We start from the raw sequence: 13,053 nt of genomic DNA, 5'->3' as shown, positions 1-13,053 counted from the left end.
GTCGCAGGGCGGGCCAAACGGGGGCGCGGAGAATGCTCAAAGTCCTGCGCGATGCGGGATTTCCACCCGGAAGAGGCAGCCGGGAGAGGACTTTTCCACAAGGGTAATCGCGCCGCCATGGGCGAGCGCGATGTCGCGGGCGATCACCAGGCCGAGGCCGACGCCGCCGGCGCGGGTGGAGCCGCGGAAGGCGGAGAAGAGATGGGCGCGGGCTTTTTCGGGCATGCCGGGGCCGTTGTCGTCGATATCGAGCCGCAGGCGATCGCCGATGACGGCGACGTCGACCCGGATCTGCTTGTCGTCGCCGTCATGCGGCTCGAGCGCCTGCAGCGAGTTGCGGCAGAGATTGTAGATCACCCGGAACATCTGTTCGGGATCGGCCTCGATCTCCAGCGTCGGCTCGACGTCGGTCACGAATCGGATCTGCCCGTCCGCGGCCAGGCCGAGGATTTCGCCGACGTCGTCGATCAGCGGGCGCAGCGCGAAACGGCTGATCTGCGGCGCGGCCTCGCTCGCCCGGCCATAGGCCAGCACGTCGGAGGAATAGCTGATGGCGCGACCGAGCGTGCGCACCAGCTTGGCCGACAGCCCGCGGCCGACGGGATCGCCGAGTTCGGTGAGCCGGTCCGACATCAGTTGCGCCGACGACAGGATGTTGCGCATGTCGTGATTGATCTTGGAGACGGCGAGGCCGAGATCGGCGAGATTCTTCTGCTGCTTGAGCGTCCGCTGCAATTCTGTCTGCATGGCGGCGAGATGGCGGGCCGCGACCGAGAGCTCGTCTCGGCCCTCTGGCGGAGCCATGATCGCCGCGGGATTGCCGGGATCGGCGGCAAACCCCTGCATGCTCGCCGTCATCCGTCCGATCGGGCGGATCAGGATGCGGTTGATGGTGAAGAAGATCAGCGCCGCCGTGGTCAGCGAGATGACGATGGAGAAGAACAGGATTTCGCGGCAATAGACCAGCATCGCCTGGCGCAGCGCCCGGTCGCTCATGACCAGTTCGATCTCCATGCCGGACGCGCCGATCGGGCCGCGAACGCTCACCACCTGTTCGCCGCCCCAGGCCAGCGTCGAAAAGGCGTCATAGGCGTCTGCGAAGAAGCTCTTCGTCGACAGGTCATACTGCGCGTTCACCGCCGGCGGCACTTCGGACACCACGATCATCCGGGTCAGCTCTTCCTTGTGCAGCGCGATGGCTTTGGTGCCGGTGGCCATCAGCGTCGAATCCTCGAGTGAGCGCGGCAGCTTGATGTCCGGCAGGCCGTCGATGACGATCGCGGCGGCGGCGGCGGTGTTCAACCGGTCGCGCAGCCAGGACAGGCGCATGTCGGTGACCGACGGCACGAAGATCATGATTTCCGCCAGCATGACGAAGATGACGGTCAGCAGCAGGATCCGGGTGGAAAGCCGGGCGGTGGGCGGGGTTTCCACCGCCGCATCGAAGGCGAGGCTGCGGACAGGCGCCTGTGCTGTCGTTCCATCCCGGGCCAATCGCCGCTCCGTTGTCTGGCGTTTCCTGTCGGGGCCGTCGGGCCGTCCGTGCTCGCGCTCATCATGTAGAGGTCTGGGTGGAATGCGCAAGACCGCGACGCTCCGGAAATCGGGCCGAATGGTTGACTTCCTCGGCGTCTCTCCCTATAAGCCCGGCCACGTTCGGGAAGCCGGGCCCGCGCAAGCGGCCGCGGCGGCGCCGTGCGACATCCAAAAAAACGCTCATCAAGAAGGGCCGCACTCCGCGGTAATTAAATAAATGGCAACAAAGCGTACCTACCAGCCGTCCAAGCTCGTTCGCAAGCGTCGTCACGGCTTCCGCGCCCGCATCGCCACCAAGGGTGGCCGCAAGGTCATTAGCGCTCGCCGCAATCGCGGCCGCAAGGTCCTGTCCGCTTAAGCGGACGGGCCTGAAAGACCGATGACGAACCGAAAAGATGTTCGTACTGCCGGTCGGCTGAAGAGCCGGCCGGAATTTTTGCGTGCGCGCGAGGGTGAGAGGCGCAGAGGCCGCTTGTTCATCGTTGAGGTCCTGGATCGCAAGTCTCCCGAAGACGCGCCGCGCGTCGGCTTCACCGTCACCAAGAAGCAGGGCAATTCGGTGGAGCGCAACCGCATCCGCCGGCGTCTGAAAGAGGCGGTCCGGCTAAAGGCGCAGTTTGCAATGCAGCCGGGACACGACTATGTGATTGTGGCCCATCGGGAGGCGATGTCCGCCTCCTTCGATGATTTGAGCAAAACCCTTATCGCGCGCATCTCCAGCCGGCAGGACAAGAAAAGCCGGCCACCGGGAAAGAGTGATGGAAAACAACCGTAATTATTATCTCGCGATCGTTCTGTCCGTCCTGATCGTCTTCGGCTGGCAGTTCTTCTACATGGGCCCGAAAATGGAAGCCCAGCAGAAGCTCGAGGAGCAGCGCCAGGCCGAACTCGCCAAACAGCAGAAGGCCAACCCGGCCGCTGCGCCGGCCGTCGACCAGTCCGGCCAGCCGATTCCGGCCGCCAACGGCCAGGCCGTGGCGGTGGTGACGCGCGAGCAGGCGCTTTCCCAGACCGACCGCATCGTCATCGACACGCCCGCTCTGACCGGCTCGATCAGCCTGGCCGGCGCCCGCTTCGACGACCTCCGGCTCAAGAATTACCGCGAGACGATCGACAAGGACAGCCCGATCATCACGCTGTTCAGCCCAGGCAACACCAAGGACGGCTATTTCGTCGAACTGGGTTTTCTCGGCGCGCAGAACCTGCCCGGCATGACCACCAACTGGACGGTGGAGGGCGCCAATCGCCTGACCCAGTCCACGCCGGTGACGCTGACCTACACCAATCCCGAAGGCGTCACCTTCACCCGCAAGATCTCGGTCGACGACAAATACATGTTCCAGATCGAGGACAGCGTGAAGAACGGCTCCGCCGCGCCGCTGTCGCTGACGCCCTACGGCCGCGTCGTGCGCTACAATCAGCCGACGCACGCCTCCGCCTGGGTGCTGCATGAGGGTTATGTCGGCGTCATGGACGGCAGCCTGAAGGAAGAGACCTTCGGCAACGCCGAAAGCGAGCCGGCCAAGTTCGAGGCGCCGCAGGGCGGCTGGTTCGGCATCACCGACAAATACTGGGCCGCCACCATCGTGCCCCAGAAGAGCTCCTCCTTCACCTCGCAATTTTCGCATGTCGAGACCGGACAGCCGCTCTACCAGGCGGATTACCGCGAAAACGCCGCCACCAGCGTGGCCGCGGGCGAGACCAAGAGCTTCTCGACCATGGTGTTCGCCGGCGCCAAGCAGGTGCCCGTGATCGAGGGCTACGAAGAGAAATACGGCATCCAGGATTTCAACAAGCTGATCGACTGGGGCTATTTCTACTTCCTCACCAAGCCCATGTTCTATCTCATGGACTGGCTGTTCCACTATTTCGGCAATTTCGGCCTCGCCATCCTCGGAACGACCGTCATCGTCAAGCTGATCTTCTTCCCGATCGCCAACCGGCAATACGCCTCTATGGCCAAGATGAAGACGCTGCAGCCGAAGATGGAGGAGCTGAAGGCCAAGCATGGCGACGACCGCATGGCGCTGCAGCAAGCCATGATGCAGCTCTACAAGGAAGAGAAGGTCAATCCGGTGGCCGGCTGCTGGCCGGTGCTCTTGCAGATCCCGGTGTTCTTCGCGCTCTACAAGGTCATCTATGTGACGATCGAAATGCGGCATGCGCCGTTCTTCGGCTGGATCCAGGACCTGTCGGCGCCCGACCCGACCACGATCTTCAACCTGTTCGGCCTGATCCCCTGGACGCCGCCGCATGCGCTGATGCTCGGCGTCTGGCCGATCATCATGGGCTTCACCATGTTCATCCAGATGCGCATGAACCCGACGCCGCCCGATCCGACCCAGGCGATGATCTTCAACTGGATGCCGCTGATCTTCACCTTCATGCTGGGTTCGTTCCCCGCCGGCCTCGTCATTTACTGGGCCTGGAACAACACGCTGTCGGTGTTGCAGCAGGGCGTCATCATGAAGCGTCACGGCGCCAAGATCGAACTGTTCGACAATCTCAAGGGACTGTTCAAGCGAAAGCCATCATCGGCCTGAATGCGTCTTGAAAAGAATTGATCGATCGTAAATGTCGCAACCGGGGCTTCGCCCCGGTTGCTTTCGTTTACACTGACGACGACGCGAGCAGGGGACTGGACGGCAGATGGACAAGAGCATGACGGCCTCGCCGGCCGCGCAGGAGGGCGCAGGCGCGCTTTTGGTGTTTCTCTCGGCCGTGGCCTGGAGCTTCGGCGGCGCTCTCGCGCGCTATCTCGATATCGACGACAGTTGGACCGTGGTGTGCTGGCGCGGCCTGTTCGCCGGCCTCTTTCTCCTCGGCTTCCTGCTGTTGCGCGACGGACCGCGCAAGACCCTGTCGCTCTACCGGAACATGGGCGCGCCCGGCCTTCTCGTCGCCTTCGGCTTCGCCGTCGCATCCTCCTGTTTCGTCATCGCCATCTCCTACACCACCGTCGCCAATGTCGTGCTGATCCAGGCCGGCGTGCCGCTGTTTGCGGCGTTGATCGCCTGGATCCTGTTTCGCGAGCGGGTGACGTTCGCCACCTGGCTCGCCATCGCAGCCGTCATCGCCGGCGTGGCCATCATGGTGGCGGGCGGGCCGCTGCTCGCCGCGCTCACGGGCCACGAGGCGCAGGCTTCCGGCTCCGGCGTCGATTATCCCATGGCCTGGTTCGGCAATCTCCTGGCGCTCGCCATCGCCATCGTCTTCGCCATGACCACGGTGGTCACGAGACGTTTTCCGAATGTCCGGCAGACGCCGGGAGCGAGTCTCGGTTGTTTCGCCGCCTCGGCATTCGCCGCGACGCAGGCCTCGGGCTTCGCCGTGACGCCGGGCGAGCTCGGCGTACTCTTCGTGTTCGGCGCGCTCAATCTGGGGCTGGGCATGGCGCTGTTCGTCACCGGCGCCCGGCTGATCCCCTCGGCATTCGCGGCGCTGCTCGGAACGGCCGAGACCATGCTGGGACCTGTCTGGGTGGCGATTTTCCACGGCGAGATCCCCGGCGTCGAGACCGTGATCGGCGGCCTGATCATCCTCGCCGCGCTGATCTTCTACCTCTCCAAGGCGTTGAAACGGCAGGCGCCGGCGCCGGCCATCGCCGCCAAGCCTTGACTTATGCGGGGAATTGCCCAAAAGGCGTGGTTTAGCCGCAAGACAGGATAGACCCATGGCCGACACGCAAGCCGACAAACTCAGCCGCATCTTCACGCGGCCCTGGGTGTTTATCCGCGGCGTGCCGGCGATGAAGTTTCTGCCCCCGGAAGGCCCGGCCGAAATCGCCTTCGCCGGCCGATCCAATGTCGGCAAATCCTCGCTGATCAATGCGCTGGTCGGCCAGAGCGGGCTCGCCCGCACCTCCAACACGCCGGGCCGCACCCAGGAGCTCAATTATTTCGTGCCGGACGGCTATACGGGCGAGGCGGGCGACCTGCCGCCCTGCGCGCTGGTCGACATGCCGGGCTATGGCTATGCGCAGGCGCCGAAGGCGCAGGTGGACGCCTGGACCAAGCTGGTCTTCGATTACCTTCGCGGCCGCACGACGCTCAGGCGCGTCTATGTGCTGATCGACAGCCGCCACGGCATCAAGAAGAACGACGAAGAGGTGCTGAAGCTGCTCGACCTCGCGGCGGTGTCCTACCAGGTCGTGCTGACCAAGACAGACAAGATCAAGGCGGCCGAACTCGAGACGCTCAAGGTCGAGACGCTCGCCAAGCTCGCCAAGCATCCGGCCTCCTATCCGGAAATCCTCGCCACCTCCTCGGAAAAAGGCGTCGGCGTCGACGAGATGCGGGCGGCGATCCTGCATCTTCTGTCGCTCGGCTGACATTTCCATGAAAAAAGCCGCCCGGGAGGTTCGGGCGGCAAGAAAGGCGGGTCCGGGGGCGGCAGCCCCGATGGGAGGACCCGCGCGCGACTGCTCGGGCTTCAGCCCTTCGGCAGCAGCACCTTGTCGATCACGTGGATGACGCCGTTCTTCTGCTTGACGTCGGCGATGGTCACGGTGGCCATATTGCCCATTTCGTCGGTGAGCATGATCTTGCCGCCCATTTCCGTGGCCTTCAGCGTGCAGCCGCCCACGGTCTTGACGTCGTGCGAACCGCCGTCGTCCTTGATCATCTTGTCGATCGCGGCGGACATGGCGTCGGCCGCCACCACATGGCAGGTCAGCACCTTGGTCAGCTGATCCTTGTTCTCGGGCTTCAGCAGCGTGTCGACCGTGCCGGCCGGCAGTGCGGCGAAGGCTTCGTTGGTGGGGGCGAAGACGGTGAAGGGGCCTGCGCCGTTCAGCGTGTCGACCAGGCCGGCGGCCTTGACGGCGGCGACCAGCGTGGTGTGATCCTTGGAGTTGACGGCGTTTTCGACAATCGTCTTGTTGTCATACATCGGCGCGCCGCCGACTTCCGGGTTGGAAGAGGCATAGGCCACGGCGCCCACCCCGATCACGGCGGAGATGAGGGCTGCAGTGCGAAGCGTGGTCTTGAGCATGGATCTTTCCTTCCTGTTGAACATCACGCCGGGCGTTCCGCCGGCATGGTCCTCGTTGGGGGACGGAGCGATCTACGGAAGGGCGAAAAAAGAGTTTCAGCACGGGTGATAATTTTCTCAAGAAAATGCCGCAGGCCCCCAGTCTGTTCTCGCTCGAATACGCGACCCCTGATTCGAGCGGCTGCCGGGGCCGCCGCGCCAGCGTCGGACATCGGCGGAAAGCCGCCCAAATCAGCATTGAATAAGTATATGAGAGATTGTAAACTTACGCTGCGTCGCCTTTTAAGATCGTCGTGTTCGCGCGCCAGCGCCCCAAGCCCGACGAAAAGCGAAAACGTAAGAATTGCAGTCGGTGCGATGCCGCATTGTTTAAACGCCGAGGGGTGGGGGAGTTCTTGAACAGCATCCACGAGTCCGCCGTCTCGCCGACGCCGCTGTCTCCGACGGTGGCGGCGAATATCGACATCGTGCTCGAGATGATCCGTACCCATCTACGCATGGATGTGGCTTTCCTCGCCGAGTTTTCCGAAGCGGCGCGCGTTTTCCGGGGCGTGTCGGCGCGGCGCGACAATCCGCCGATCCGGGCGGGCGACGTTCACCCGATCGGCGCAGGCTATTGCCGGAAGATCGTCGACTGCATCCTGCCGGAATTGATCCCGGACACGGCCGATTTTCCCGTCGCCGCCATGATTCCCGAAACCGCTTCGATCCCGATCGGAGCCCATCTGAGCGTGCCGGTGCGGTTCGGCGACGGCCGGGTCTACGGAACGCTCTGCTGTTTCAGCTATCTGCCGCGACCGACGCTCGGCCAGAGCGATCTCGACCTGCTGCACCAGCTGGCGGGCCTGACGGCCAATATGCTGGCCGCCGATGTCACCGCGCATCAGCGTCGCAGGCGGTTGCGCAAGATGATCGATGCGGCTCTCTCCGCGGGCGATCCGCGCATCGTCTTTCAGCCGATCGTCGACCTCGCATCGCGAGCCGTCACCGGCTATGAAGCATTGTCCCGCTTCGCCGCCGAGCCTGCTCGAAGCCCGGACAAATGGTTTGCGGACGCCGCCGACGCGGGCGTCGGCAAGCGCGTCGAACTGATCGCCGCGCAAAAGGCGATCGTCGAGAGCAGGCGGCTGCCCGCAGAGCTCACGGTCAACATCAATCTGTCGCCGGCGACCATTGTGACCAGCGACCTCGAGCCGTTGCTCTCGTTGATCGACCCCGAAAGGCTGGTGATCGAGATCACCGAGCATGCTCCGATCGAGGATTACGGACGCGTCGAGACGGCGTTGAGGGCGGTTCGTGGGGCGGGGGCGCGTATCGCAATCGACGACGCCGGAGCCGGCTATTCGAGCCTTCTCCATGTTCTCAGGCTGCAACCCGACATCATCAAGTTCGACATCAGCCTGACGCGCGGGATAGACACCGATCCCAATCGGATCGCCATGGTCGGAGCCCTGGTGGAGTACAGCAGGCGAACCGGGACCACTGTCGTCGCCGAGGGCGTCGAAACACCGGAAGAAGAAAAGGTCCTGCGCGAACTCCGCGTCGACAAGGCCCAGGGCTATTTCTATGGCCGCCCTTCGCCGGTGTCCGATATAGCGGCTGTCTCGGGTCTCACAACGTAACCGCGCGCCCTGCGGCGATCACCGGCCCCGTCGGCTTGCCGTTGGGGGAGCCGCCGAGCGGTTCGACCGTAATCGCGATGGTGCGGCCGGCCGTGAACGAAGCGCGCAGCGAGGTGGGGATGACGATGTCGCCGCGGCCCGTATCGGGCAGCACGCCGACCGATAGCGGCGGCTTGCCGTCTTCGATCACCCACACTTCCAGCGATTTCGGCCCGTCCTGGCGAAGCGCCGCGGGGATGACGCTGAGACGGCCAGTGCCGAAGTCGTAGGTTGCGACGAGATTGAAGCCGTTCTTTTCGCCGGTCAGTTCGGCCACCAGGGGGCGGGCGGGCTGTCCGACCCCGAGCGGCGGAAGGCGGTGAGCGACGCCGAACCAGGCGGCGGCGACAGCCCCGGCCACCGCCAGGCCGCGCCACAGCGTCAGCGAGTTCCACAAACGCGACAGGCCGCCTCCGTCCCTGGCTTCTTCGGGCTGGAACAGCTGCGCTTCGATACGGCGGAAAACATGCGACGGCGGAGCTTCCGCCTGATAGTCGTCGTTGAATTCGGCGAGATTGGTCTGCCAGCGGCGCACCTGCATGGCGAATTTGGGATCGATGGCCATGCGGGCTTCGACGCGCCGGCGATCGGCGTCTGACAGGACGCCCAGCACGTATTCGCCCGAGATGATCTCATCCCGGCTACGATCCCAATCCTGCGGCTTCTCGCTCATTGCCCGAGGCACTCTCTCAATTTCAGCAGGCTGCGGCGCAGCCAGGTTCGCATCGTGTTCAGCGGCACCTGGTAGAGATCCGCCAATTCCTGATAACTCCGACCTTCGACATAGGCTTTCCGGACGGCGTCTCTCCTATCCGATTCGAGGGTCTGCATGCATCTGTGAATTCTCATCCCTTCGCTTCTCAACATGGCAAGTTTTTCCGGATCTGGATCGGACCCTGCCAGATCATAGGCTTCGTCGATCGAACTCGCTTCGGGACGCCGCGCCCTGAGCGCGTCGATCGCGTGATTGCGCGCCACAGCGGCGAGCCAGACCTCGGCCGAGCCGGCCTCATGATTGAACCGATCGGCGCGCCGCCAGACCTTGACGAAGACATCCTGCAATGCATCCTCGGCCTCCTGCCTGTTTTTGAGGATACGGAGGAGGATCCCGAAAAGTTTCGGGCCGCTTTGGTCATAAAGCGCGGAAAAGGCCTTGCGGTCGCCGAGGGCGACCCGGCCGAGCAATCCGTTCAGATCATGCATCGTCTCGTCCATTCGATGGTGAGCAGGATGCGCCTCCCCCGCGCGACGCCTGACGAAATTACGCCTTCATGCCGGAGACGGATCATTCCATCTGTCACGAAGTTGGGCTAAATAGGCTCGATTTCAGTCCATGCGAGGCCTTTCATGTCCCACACCGAAAGCGAGATCCAGGCGCGGCTCCTGGTCCAGGCGCTGCCCTTCATGCAGCGCTACGAGAACAAGACCATCGTGGTGAAATATGGCGGCCACGCCATGGGCAATCCGGAACTGGGCAAGGCTTTCGCGGCCGATATCGCGCTTTTGAAGCAGTCCGGCGTCAATCCGATCGTCGTGCATGGCGGCGGCCCGCAGATCGGCGCGATGCTCGCCAAGATGGGCATCGAATCCCGCTTCGAGAACGGTCTGCGCGTGACCGACCAGAAGACGGTCGAGATCGTCGAAATGGTGCTGGCCGGCTCCATCAACAAGGAGATCGTCGCGCTGATCAACCAGACCGGCGAATGGGCGATCGGCCTTTGCGGCAAGGACGGCAACATGGTCTTCGCCGAAAAGGCGCAGAAGAAGGTCAAGGACCCGGACAGCAATATCGAACGCATCCTCGATCTCGGCTTCGTCGGCGAAGTGGTCGAAGTCGACCGCACGCTGCTCGACCTTCTCGCACGCTCGGAAATGATCCCGGTCATCGCCCCCGTCGCACCGGGCCGCGACGGCGCGACCTACAATATCAACGCCGACACATTCGCCGGCGCGATCGCCGGCGCGCTCAACGCCTCGCGCCTGCTGTTCCTCACCGACGTTCCGGGCGTGCTCGACAAGAACGGCAACCTGATCAAGGAATTGTCGGTCGCCGAGGCGCATGCGCTGATCGAGGACGGCACGATCTCCGGCGGCATGATCCCCAAGGTCGAAACCTGCATCGAAGCCATCCAGGCCGGCGTGCAGGGCGTGGTCATCCTCAACGGCAAGACGGCGCATTCGGTGCTGCTCGAACTGTTCACCGAGACCGGCGCCGGCACGCTGCTGGTGCCCTGATCAGCCTCGCTTCAGCGAGCTGCGCTATCCAGCGGCGGGTTCCGCCGCTGGAGTTACGTCATGAAGCGCCTCGTTCTCGCCGCCTGCCTTGTTGCCGCTTTGGCGGCGACGCCCGTGGAAGCCGCCAAGCGCATCCGCTTTTCGGGCTATGATTTCACCGTCAAGATCGGCGCGGGCCTCGGCCCCGGTCCCAACCGCTGGGCGGCGAGCCAGGCCAGGGTCGACGGCCAGGGCCGTCTGCATCTGCGATTTTCCAGGGATGACGAAGGACGCTGGATATCTGGCGAAATCCAGAGCGTCAGCCGCTTCGGCTATGGAACCTATGAAATGGAGTGGGAGGGCGATATCGGCGGCCAGGACAAGAATGTCGTGTTCGGCTTCTTCAATTACCCTTCCGCCGATGTCGGACCGGACACCACCAACGAAATCGACGTCGAATTCGCCCGCTGGGGCGACCGCGCCAACAAGCCGCTCAACTTCACGGTCTGGCCCGCCAAGGACGATCTCAAGCAGACCGGCAAGAGTTTTTCCTGGCCGCGCGGCGTTTCCCGCAGTCGTCACGTCTTCGTCTGGAGCCGCAAGTCGGTGGACTACACCTCCGTGCTGCTCGATAGCGACGGCGACGCGCTGAAGACGGTAAGCTGGCGCTATGCGCCGACCGATCATCAAGACCGCATCGGCTCCAAACCCATGTCGATCTTCTTCAATCTCTGGGGCTTCCGGGGCAAGCCACCCAGCGACGGCAAGCCGGTCGAGGCGATCGTCACGAAGTTCAAGTTCACCCCCGCAAAGTGACGGCGACGCGCTGTGGCCGGCGCCGCATCATGCGTCGATCGTGTTCGCCACGCCATGCTCGCGCAAGAAAGAAAGAATGCGCCCGGCGACAACATCCGGGGCTTCCCAATGCGGATTATGCCCGACCTCCGCCAGCGCCACGAATTCCGCCAAGCGCAGCGTTTCGCAAAGGTCTTGGCGGTGAGAGCGACCGAACAACGGGTCGCACAGGCCGCTGATGGAGAGCGCCGGATTGGAAATCCTGGCGGCTGTCGAGGTCAGGTCGGTCTGTTCAAATCCATCGGCGATCGCCCGCCACAGCTTCGCCGGCATAACGGCGGCTTCCCGCCGCATCGTGTCGAGGAAGTCCGCATTCACCTGTGACGCACACGCATACCATTCTCTCAAGAACGCACTGGCCGGATCGATCGGATCGCGTAGAGACCGGATGGCGAGAGCGACGTCGTTGTCGTCGCCGAAGCCGGGATTCAGGCTCGCCGACAACAACACGATCGGACCGTCGAAGCTGCGGCCGGCGATTTCGAGGGTCGTCATGGCTCCCATCGAATGGCCGATGATCGCCGCGGGCGTGACCCCCATGCCATGCATGAGAGAAACGATGGATGTGGCGAAGTTTGCGACATGCATCTCGTTCATGGGCGCCGAGCCTCCATGGCCCGGCATATCCGGCATGATCAGGCGATACCCGCGAAGGAGCGGCTCGAGATATGCAAAGCTCCGGCTGGTGTCGGAGAAGCCGTGCAAAAGCAGAAGCGTGGGACCGGCTCCTCCGGTGTCGATGAACGCCATGCGACCGACAGCCGGAAGGTCGATCATCCGCTTGCGCGCGTTCCAGGCGTCGGCATGCGAGGGCGTCACAATCCCAACGACGCCTCTACGGCCGCAAGACCCGGCTGGCCGTCGAACGTGGTTACGCCCTCGAGCCAGACTTTCAGCCTTTGCGGCTCCTGCTTGATCGCCTTGAGCGCGGCTTCTTCCGGAGACAAACCGTCGTTCATGAGCAATGACATTCCCTTGTTTTCGAAGTCGATGTCGAAAGCGAGATTTTTCAGAAGCCGCGCAACGTTCGGGCACTCCTGCAGGTAACCCTTGCGCACCTGAGTGGAGACGGTGGCCGCTCCGAAATTCGGACCATAGAACTTGTCGCCGCCCGTCAGATATTTGATGGCGAACGTCGTATTCATCGGATGCGGAGCCCAGGCCTGAAAGACGATGAACGAGTGATCGCTCGTCTTCCGGGCGACTTCCGAAAGCATGCCCTGTTCACTGGATTCAACCACCTGCCAATCACTGATCTGGAGCGATTGGTCGTTGACGGCGTCCAGCATCAGTTGGTTCGATCCGGGTTCGATTCCGTAGAGTTTGCGGTCGAACTTGTCGGCGAATTTGTGAAGATCCGAGAAATCCTTCACGCCGGCCTCCCAGACATAGTCGGGAACTGCGAACGTGTATTTCGCGCCTTCGAGATTGGTCCTCACCGTTTCAACCGATCCGTCTTCGCCATAGGGCTTGAAATAGGAAATCATCGCCGGATCCCAATAGCCGAGGAAGACATCGAGATCCTTCGCCTTCAGGCTCGTATAGATCACGTCGATGCCGAGAAGCTTGCTGTTGGCTTCATAGCCGAGCGCTTTCAAGAGCGTGGCGCCGACGCCGGTCGTGAAAGCGAGATCATTCCAGCCGGGCTCGCCCATCCGGACCGTCTTGCAACTTTCCTGATCGGCGCAGAGAGCGGTTTCTGCGACCATGACGAGCGCCGCCGCGCCCAATGCTGCCTTCAACGTCCGGTGCATGCAAAATCCCCTTGACCGTATGGAATGAAAATTGACCCAAT

The 13,053-nt window shown here is 63.2% G+C and carries 14 protein-coding genes; 8 read left to right on the top strand and 6 right to left on the bottom strand.

Going from position 1 to position 13,053, the window contains the following annotated elements; genetic code table 11:
- Positions 1-36: 36 nt before the first annotated feature.
- On the bottom strand, positions 37-1,371 hold the full coding sequence (locus OCK01_RS16245) for an ATP-binding protein (RefSeq protein WP_412179023.1): 1,335 nt from the start codon (positions 1,369-1,371) through the stop codon (positions 37-39).
- Positions 1,372-1,753: 382 nt separating this feature from the next.
- Between OCK01_RS16245 and rpmH the strand changes: the two genes are divergently transcribed.
- The 5 genes from rpmH (at position 1,754) to yihA (ending at position 5,866) form a co-directional block, all read left to right on the top strand.
- Positions 1,754-1,894 carry a 50S ribosomal protein L34 gene (gene rpmH / locus OCK01_RS16240; RefSeq protein ID WP_182827670.1) on the top strand — a complete coding sequence of 47 codons (141 nt, stop codon included), beginning with the start codon at positions 1,754-1,756 and terminating at the stop codon, positions 1,892-1,894.
- Positions 1,895-1,915: 21 nt separating this feature from the next.
- The gene (gene rnpA / locus OCK01_RS16235) at positions 1,916-2,311 is read left to right on the top strand and encodes a ribonuclease P protein component (RefSeq protein ID WP_182827669.1); all 396 of its coding nucleotides are present in this window, start codon (positions 1,916-1,918) and stop codon (positions 2,309-2,311) included.
- Complete coding sequence (gene yidC, locus OCK01_RS16230; protein WP_263824818.1) at positions 2,295-4,079, top strand: membrane protein insertase YidC; 1,785 nt, start codon at positions 2,295-2,297, stop codon at positions 4,077-4,079. The genes rnpA and yidC overlap by 17 nt, the downstream gene beginning before the upstream one ends.
- Positions 4,080-4,197: 118 nt before the next feature.
- Positions 4,198-5,154 (top strand): DMT family transporter, encoded by a 957-nt coding sequence (locus OCK01_RS16225; protein ID WP_246697356.1) that lies wholly within the window; start codon positions 4,198-4,200, stop codon positions 5,152-5,154.
- A gap of 55 nt (positions 5,155-5,209) precedes the next feature.
- Positions 5,210-5,866, top strand: coding sequence for a ribosome biogenesis GTP-binding protein YihA/YsxC (yihA, locus tag OCK01_RS16220; protein WP_263824817.1), 657 nt, complete (start codon positions 5,210-5,212; stop codon positions 5,864-5,866).
- A 101-nt stretch (positions 5,867-5,967) separates the two neighbouring features.
- Here yihA and OCK01_RS16215 read toward each other — a convergent pair whose 3' ends face one another.
- Positions 5,968-6,528 (bottom strand): fasciclin domain-containing protein, encoded by a 561-nt coding sequence (locus OCK01_RS16215; protein ID WP_182827667.1) that lies wholly within the window; start codon positions 6,526-6,528, stop codon positions 5,968-5,970.
- A 395-nt stretch (positions 6,529-6,923) separates the two neighbouring features.
- Between OCK01_RS16215 and OCK01_RS16210 the strand changes: the two genes are divergently transcribed.
- Complete coding sequence (locus OCK01_RS16210) at positions 6,924-8,150, top strand: EAL domain-containing protein (protein WP_263824816.1); 1,227 nt, start codon at positions 6,924-6,926, stop codon at positions 8,148-8,150.
- Here OCK01_RS16210 and OCK01_RS16205 read toward each other — a convergent pair.
- Together OCK01_RS16205 and OCK01_RS16200 are read right to left on the bottom strand one after the other, a co-directional pair.
- The gene (locus tag OCK01_RS16205) at positions 8,140-8,862 is read right to left on the bottom strand and encodes an anti-sigma factor domain-containing protein (RefSeq protein WP_263824815.1); all 723 of its coding nucleotides are present in this window, start codon (positions 8,860-8,862) and stop codon (positions 8,140-8,142) included. The two genes, OCK01_RS16210 and OCK01_RS16205, sit on opposite strands and share 11 nt — an antisense overlap.
- The gene (locus OCK01_RS16200) at positions 8,859-9,392 is read right to left on the bottom strand and encodes a sigma-70 family RNA polymerase sigma factor (protein WP_246697355.1); all 534 of its coding nucleotides are present in this window, start codon (positions 9,390-9,392) and stop codon (positions 8,859-8,861) included. The genes OCK01_RS16205 and OCK01_RS16200 overlap by 4 nt, the downstream gene beginning before the upstream one ends.
- Before the next feature lie 144 nt (positions 9,393-9,536).
- Here OCK01_RS16200 and argB point away from each other — a divergent pair, with 144 nt between their 5' ends.
- Positions 9,537-10,424, top strand: a complete 888-nt coding sequence (gene argB, locus OCK01_RS16195) for an acetylglutamate kinase (RefSeq protein ID WP_182827664.1) — start codon at positions 9,537-9,539, stop codon at positions 10,422-10,424.
- Between the two features lie 60 nt (positions 10,425-10,484).
- Entirely contained in the window at positions 10,485-11,219 is a 735-nt protein-coding gene (locus OCK01_RS16190) for a glycoside hydrolase family 16 protein (RefSeq protein ID WP_263824814.1), read from the top strand.
- Positions 11,220-11,246: 27 nt separating this feature from the next.
- On the opposite strand, the gene OCK01_RS16185 is transcribed toward OCK01_RS16190, so the two are convergent.
- Both OCK01_RS16185 and choX read right to left on the bottom strand, forming a co-directional pair.
- The gene (locus OCK01_RS16185; protein WP_263824813.1) at positions 11,247-12,077 is read right to left on the bottom strand and encodes an alpha/beta fold hydrolase; all 831 of its coding nucleotides are present in this window, start codon (positions 12,075-12,077) and stop codon (positions 11,247-11,249) included.
- Positions 12,074-13,012, bottom strand: coding sequence for a choline ABC transporter substrate-binding protein (choX, locus tag OCK01_RS16180; RefSeq protein ID WP_263824812.1), 939 nt, complete (start codon positions 13,010-13,012; stop codon positions 12,074-12,076). The genes OCK01_RS16185 and choX overlap by 4 nt, the downstream gene beginning before the upstream one ends.
- Between the last annotated feature and the right edge of the window lie 41 nt (positions 13,013-13,053).

The sequence above is a fragment of the Rhizobium sp. TRM95796 genome (genome assembly GCF_025779995.1).
GTDB lineage: Bacteria > Pseudomonadota > Alphaproteobacteria > Rhizobiales > Rhizobiaceae > Rhizobium_E.
Note: the sequence above shows the minus strand (reverse complement) of the source record. Positions and strands in the feature narration are given on the sequence as shown.

Excerpts from the sequence above, each read along its gene's own strand:
- OCK01_RS16245 (WP_412179023.1), bottom strand. The coding sequence starts at position 1,371 with ATGCTGGCGGAAATCATGATCTTCGTGCCGTCGGTCACCGACATGCGC.
- rpmH (WP_182827670.1), top strand. The coding sequence starts at position 1,754 with ATGGCAACAAAGCGTACCTACCAGCCGTCCAAGCTCGTTCGCAAGCGT.
- rnpA (WP_182827669.1), top strand. The coding sequence starts at position 1,916 with ATGACGAACCGAAAAGATGTTCGTACTGCCGGTCGGCTGAAGAGCCGG.
- yidC (WP_263824818.1), top strand. The coding sequence starts at position 2,295 with ATGGAAAACAACCGTAATTATTATCTCGCGATCGTTCTGTCCGTCCTG.
- OCK01_RS16225 (WP_246697356.1), top strand. The coding sequence starts at position 4,198 with ATGACGGCCTCGCCGGCCGCGCAGGAGGGCGCAGGCGCGCTTTTGGTG.
- yihA (WP_263824817.1), top strand. The coding sequence starts at position 5,210 with ATGGCCGACACGCAAGCCGACAAACTCAGCCGCATCTTCACGCGGCCC.
- OCK01_RS16215 (WP_182827667.1), bottom strand. The coding sequence starts at position 6,528 with ATGCTCAAGACCACGCTTCGCACTGCAGCCCTCATCTCCGCCGTGATC.
- OCK01_RS16205 (WP_263824815.1), bottom strand. The coding sequence starts at position 8,862 with ATGAGCGAGAAGCCGCAGGATTGGGATCGTAGCCGGGATGAGATCATC.
- OCK01_RS16200 (WP_246697355.1), bottom strand. The coding sequence starts at position 9,392 with ATGCATGATCTGAACGGATTGCTCGGCCGGGTCGCCCTCGGCGACCGC.
- argB (WP_182827664.1), top strand. The coding sequence starts at position 9,537 with ATGTCCCACACCGAAAGCGAGATCCAGGCGCGGCTCCTGGTCCAGGCG.
- OCK01_RS16190 (WP_263824814.1), top strand. The coding sequence starts at position 10,485 with ATGAAGCGCCTCGTTCTCGCCGCCTGCCTTGTTGCCGCTTTGGCGGCG.
- choX (WP_263824812.1), bottom strand. The coding sequence starts at position 13,012 with ATGCACCGGACGTTGAAGGCAGCATTGGGCGCGGCGGCGCTCGTCATG.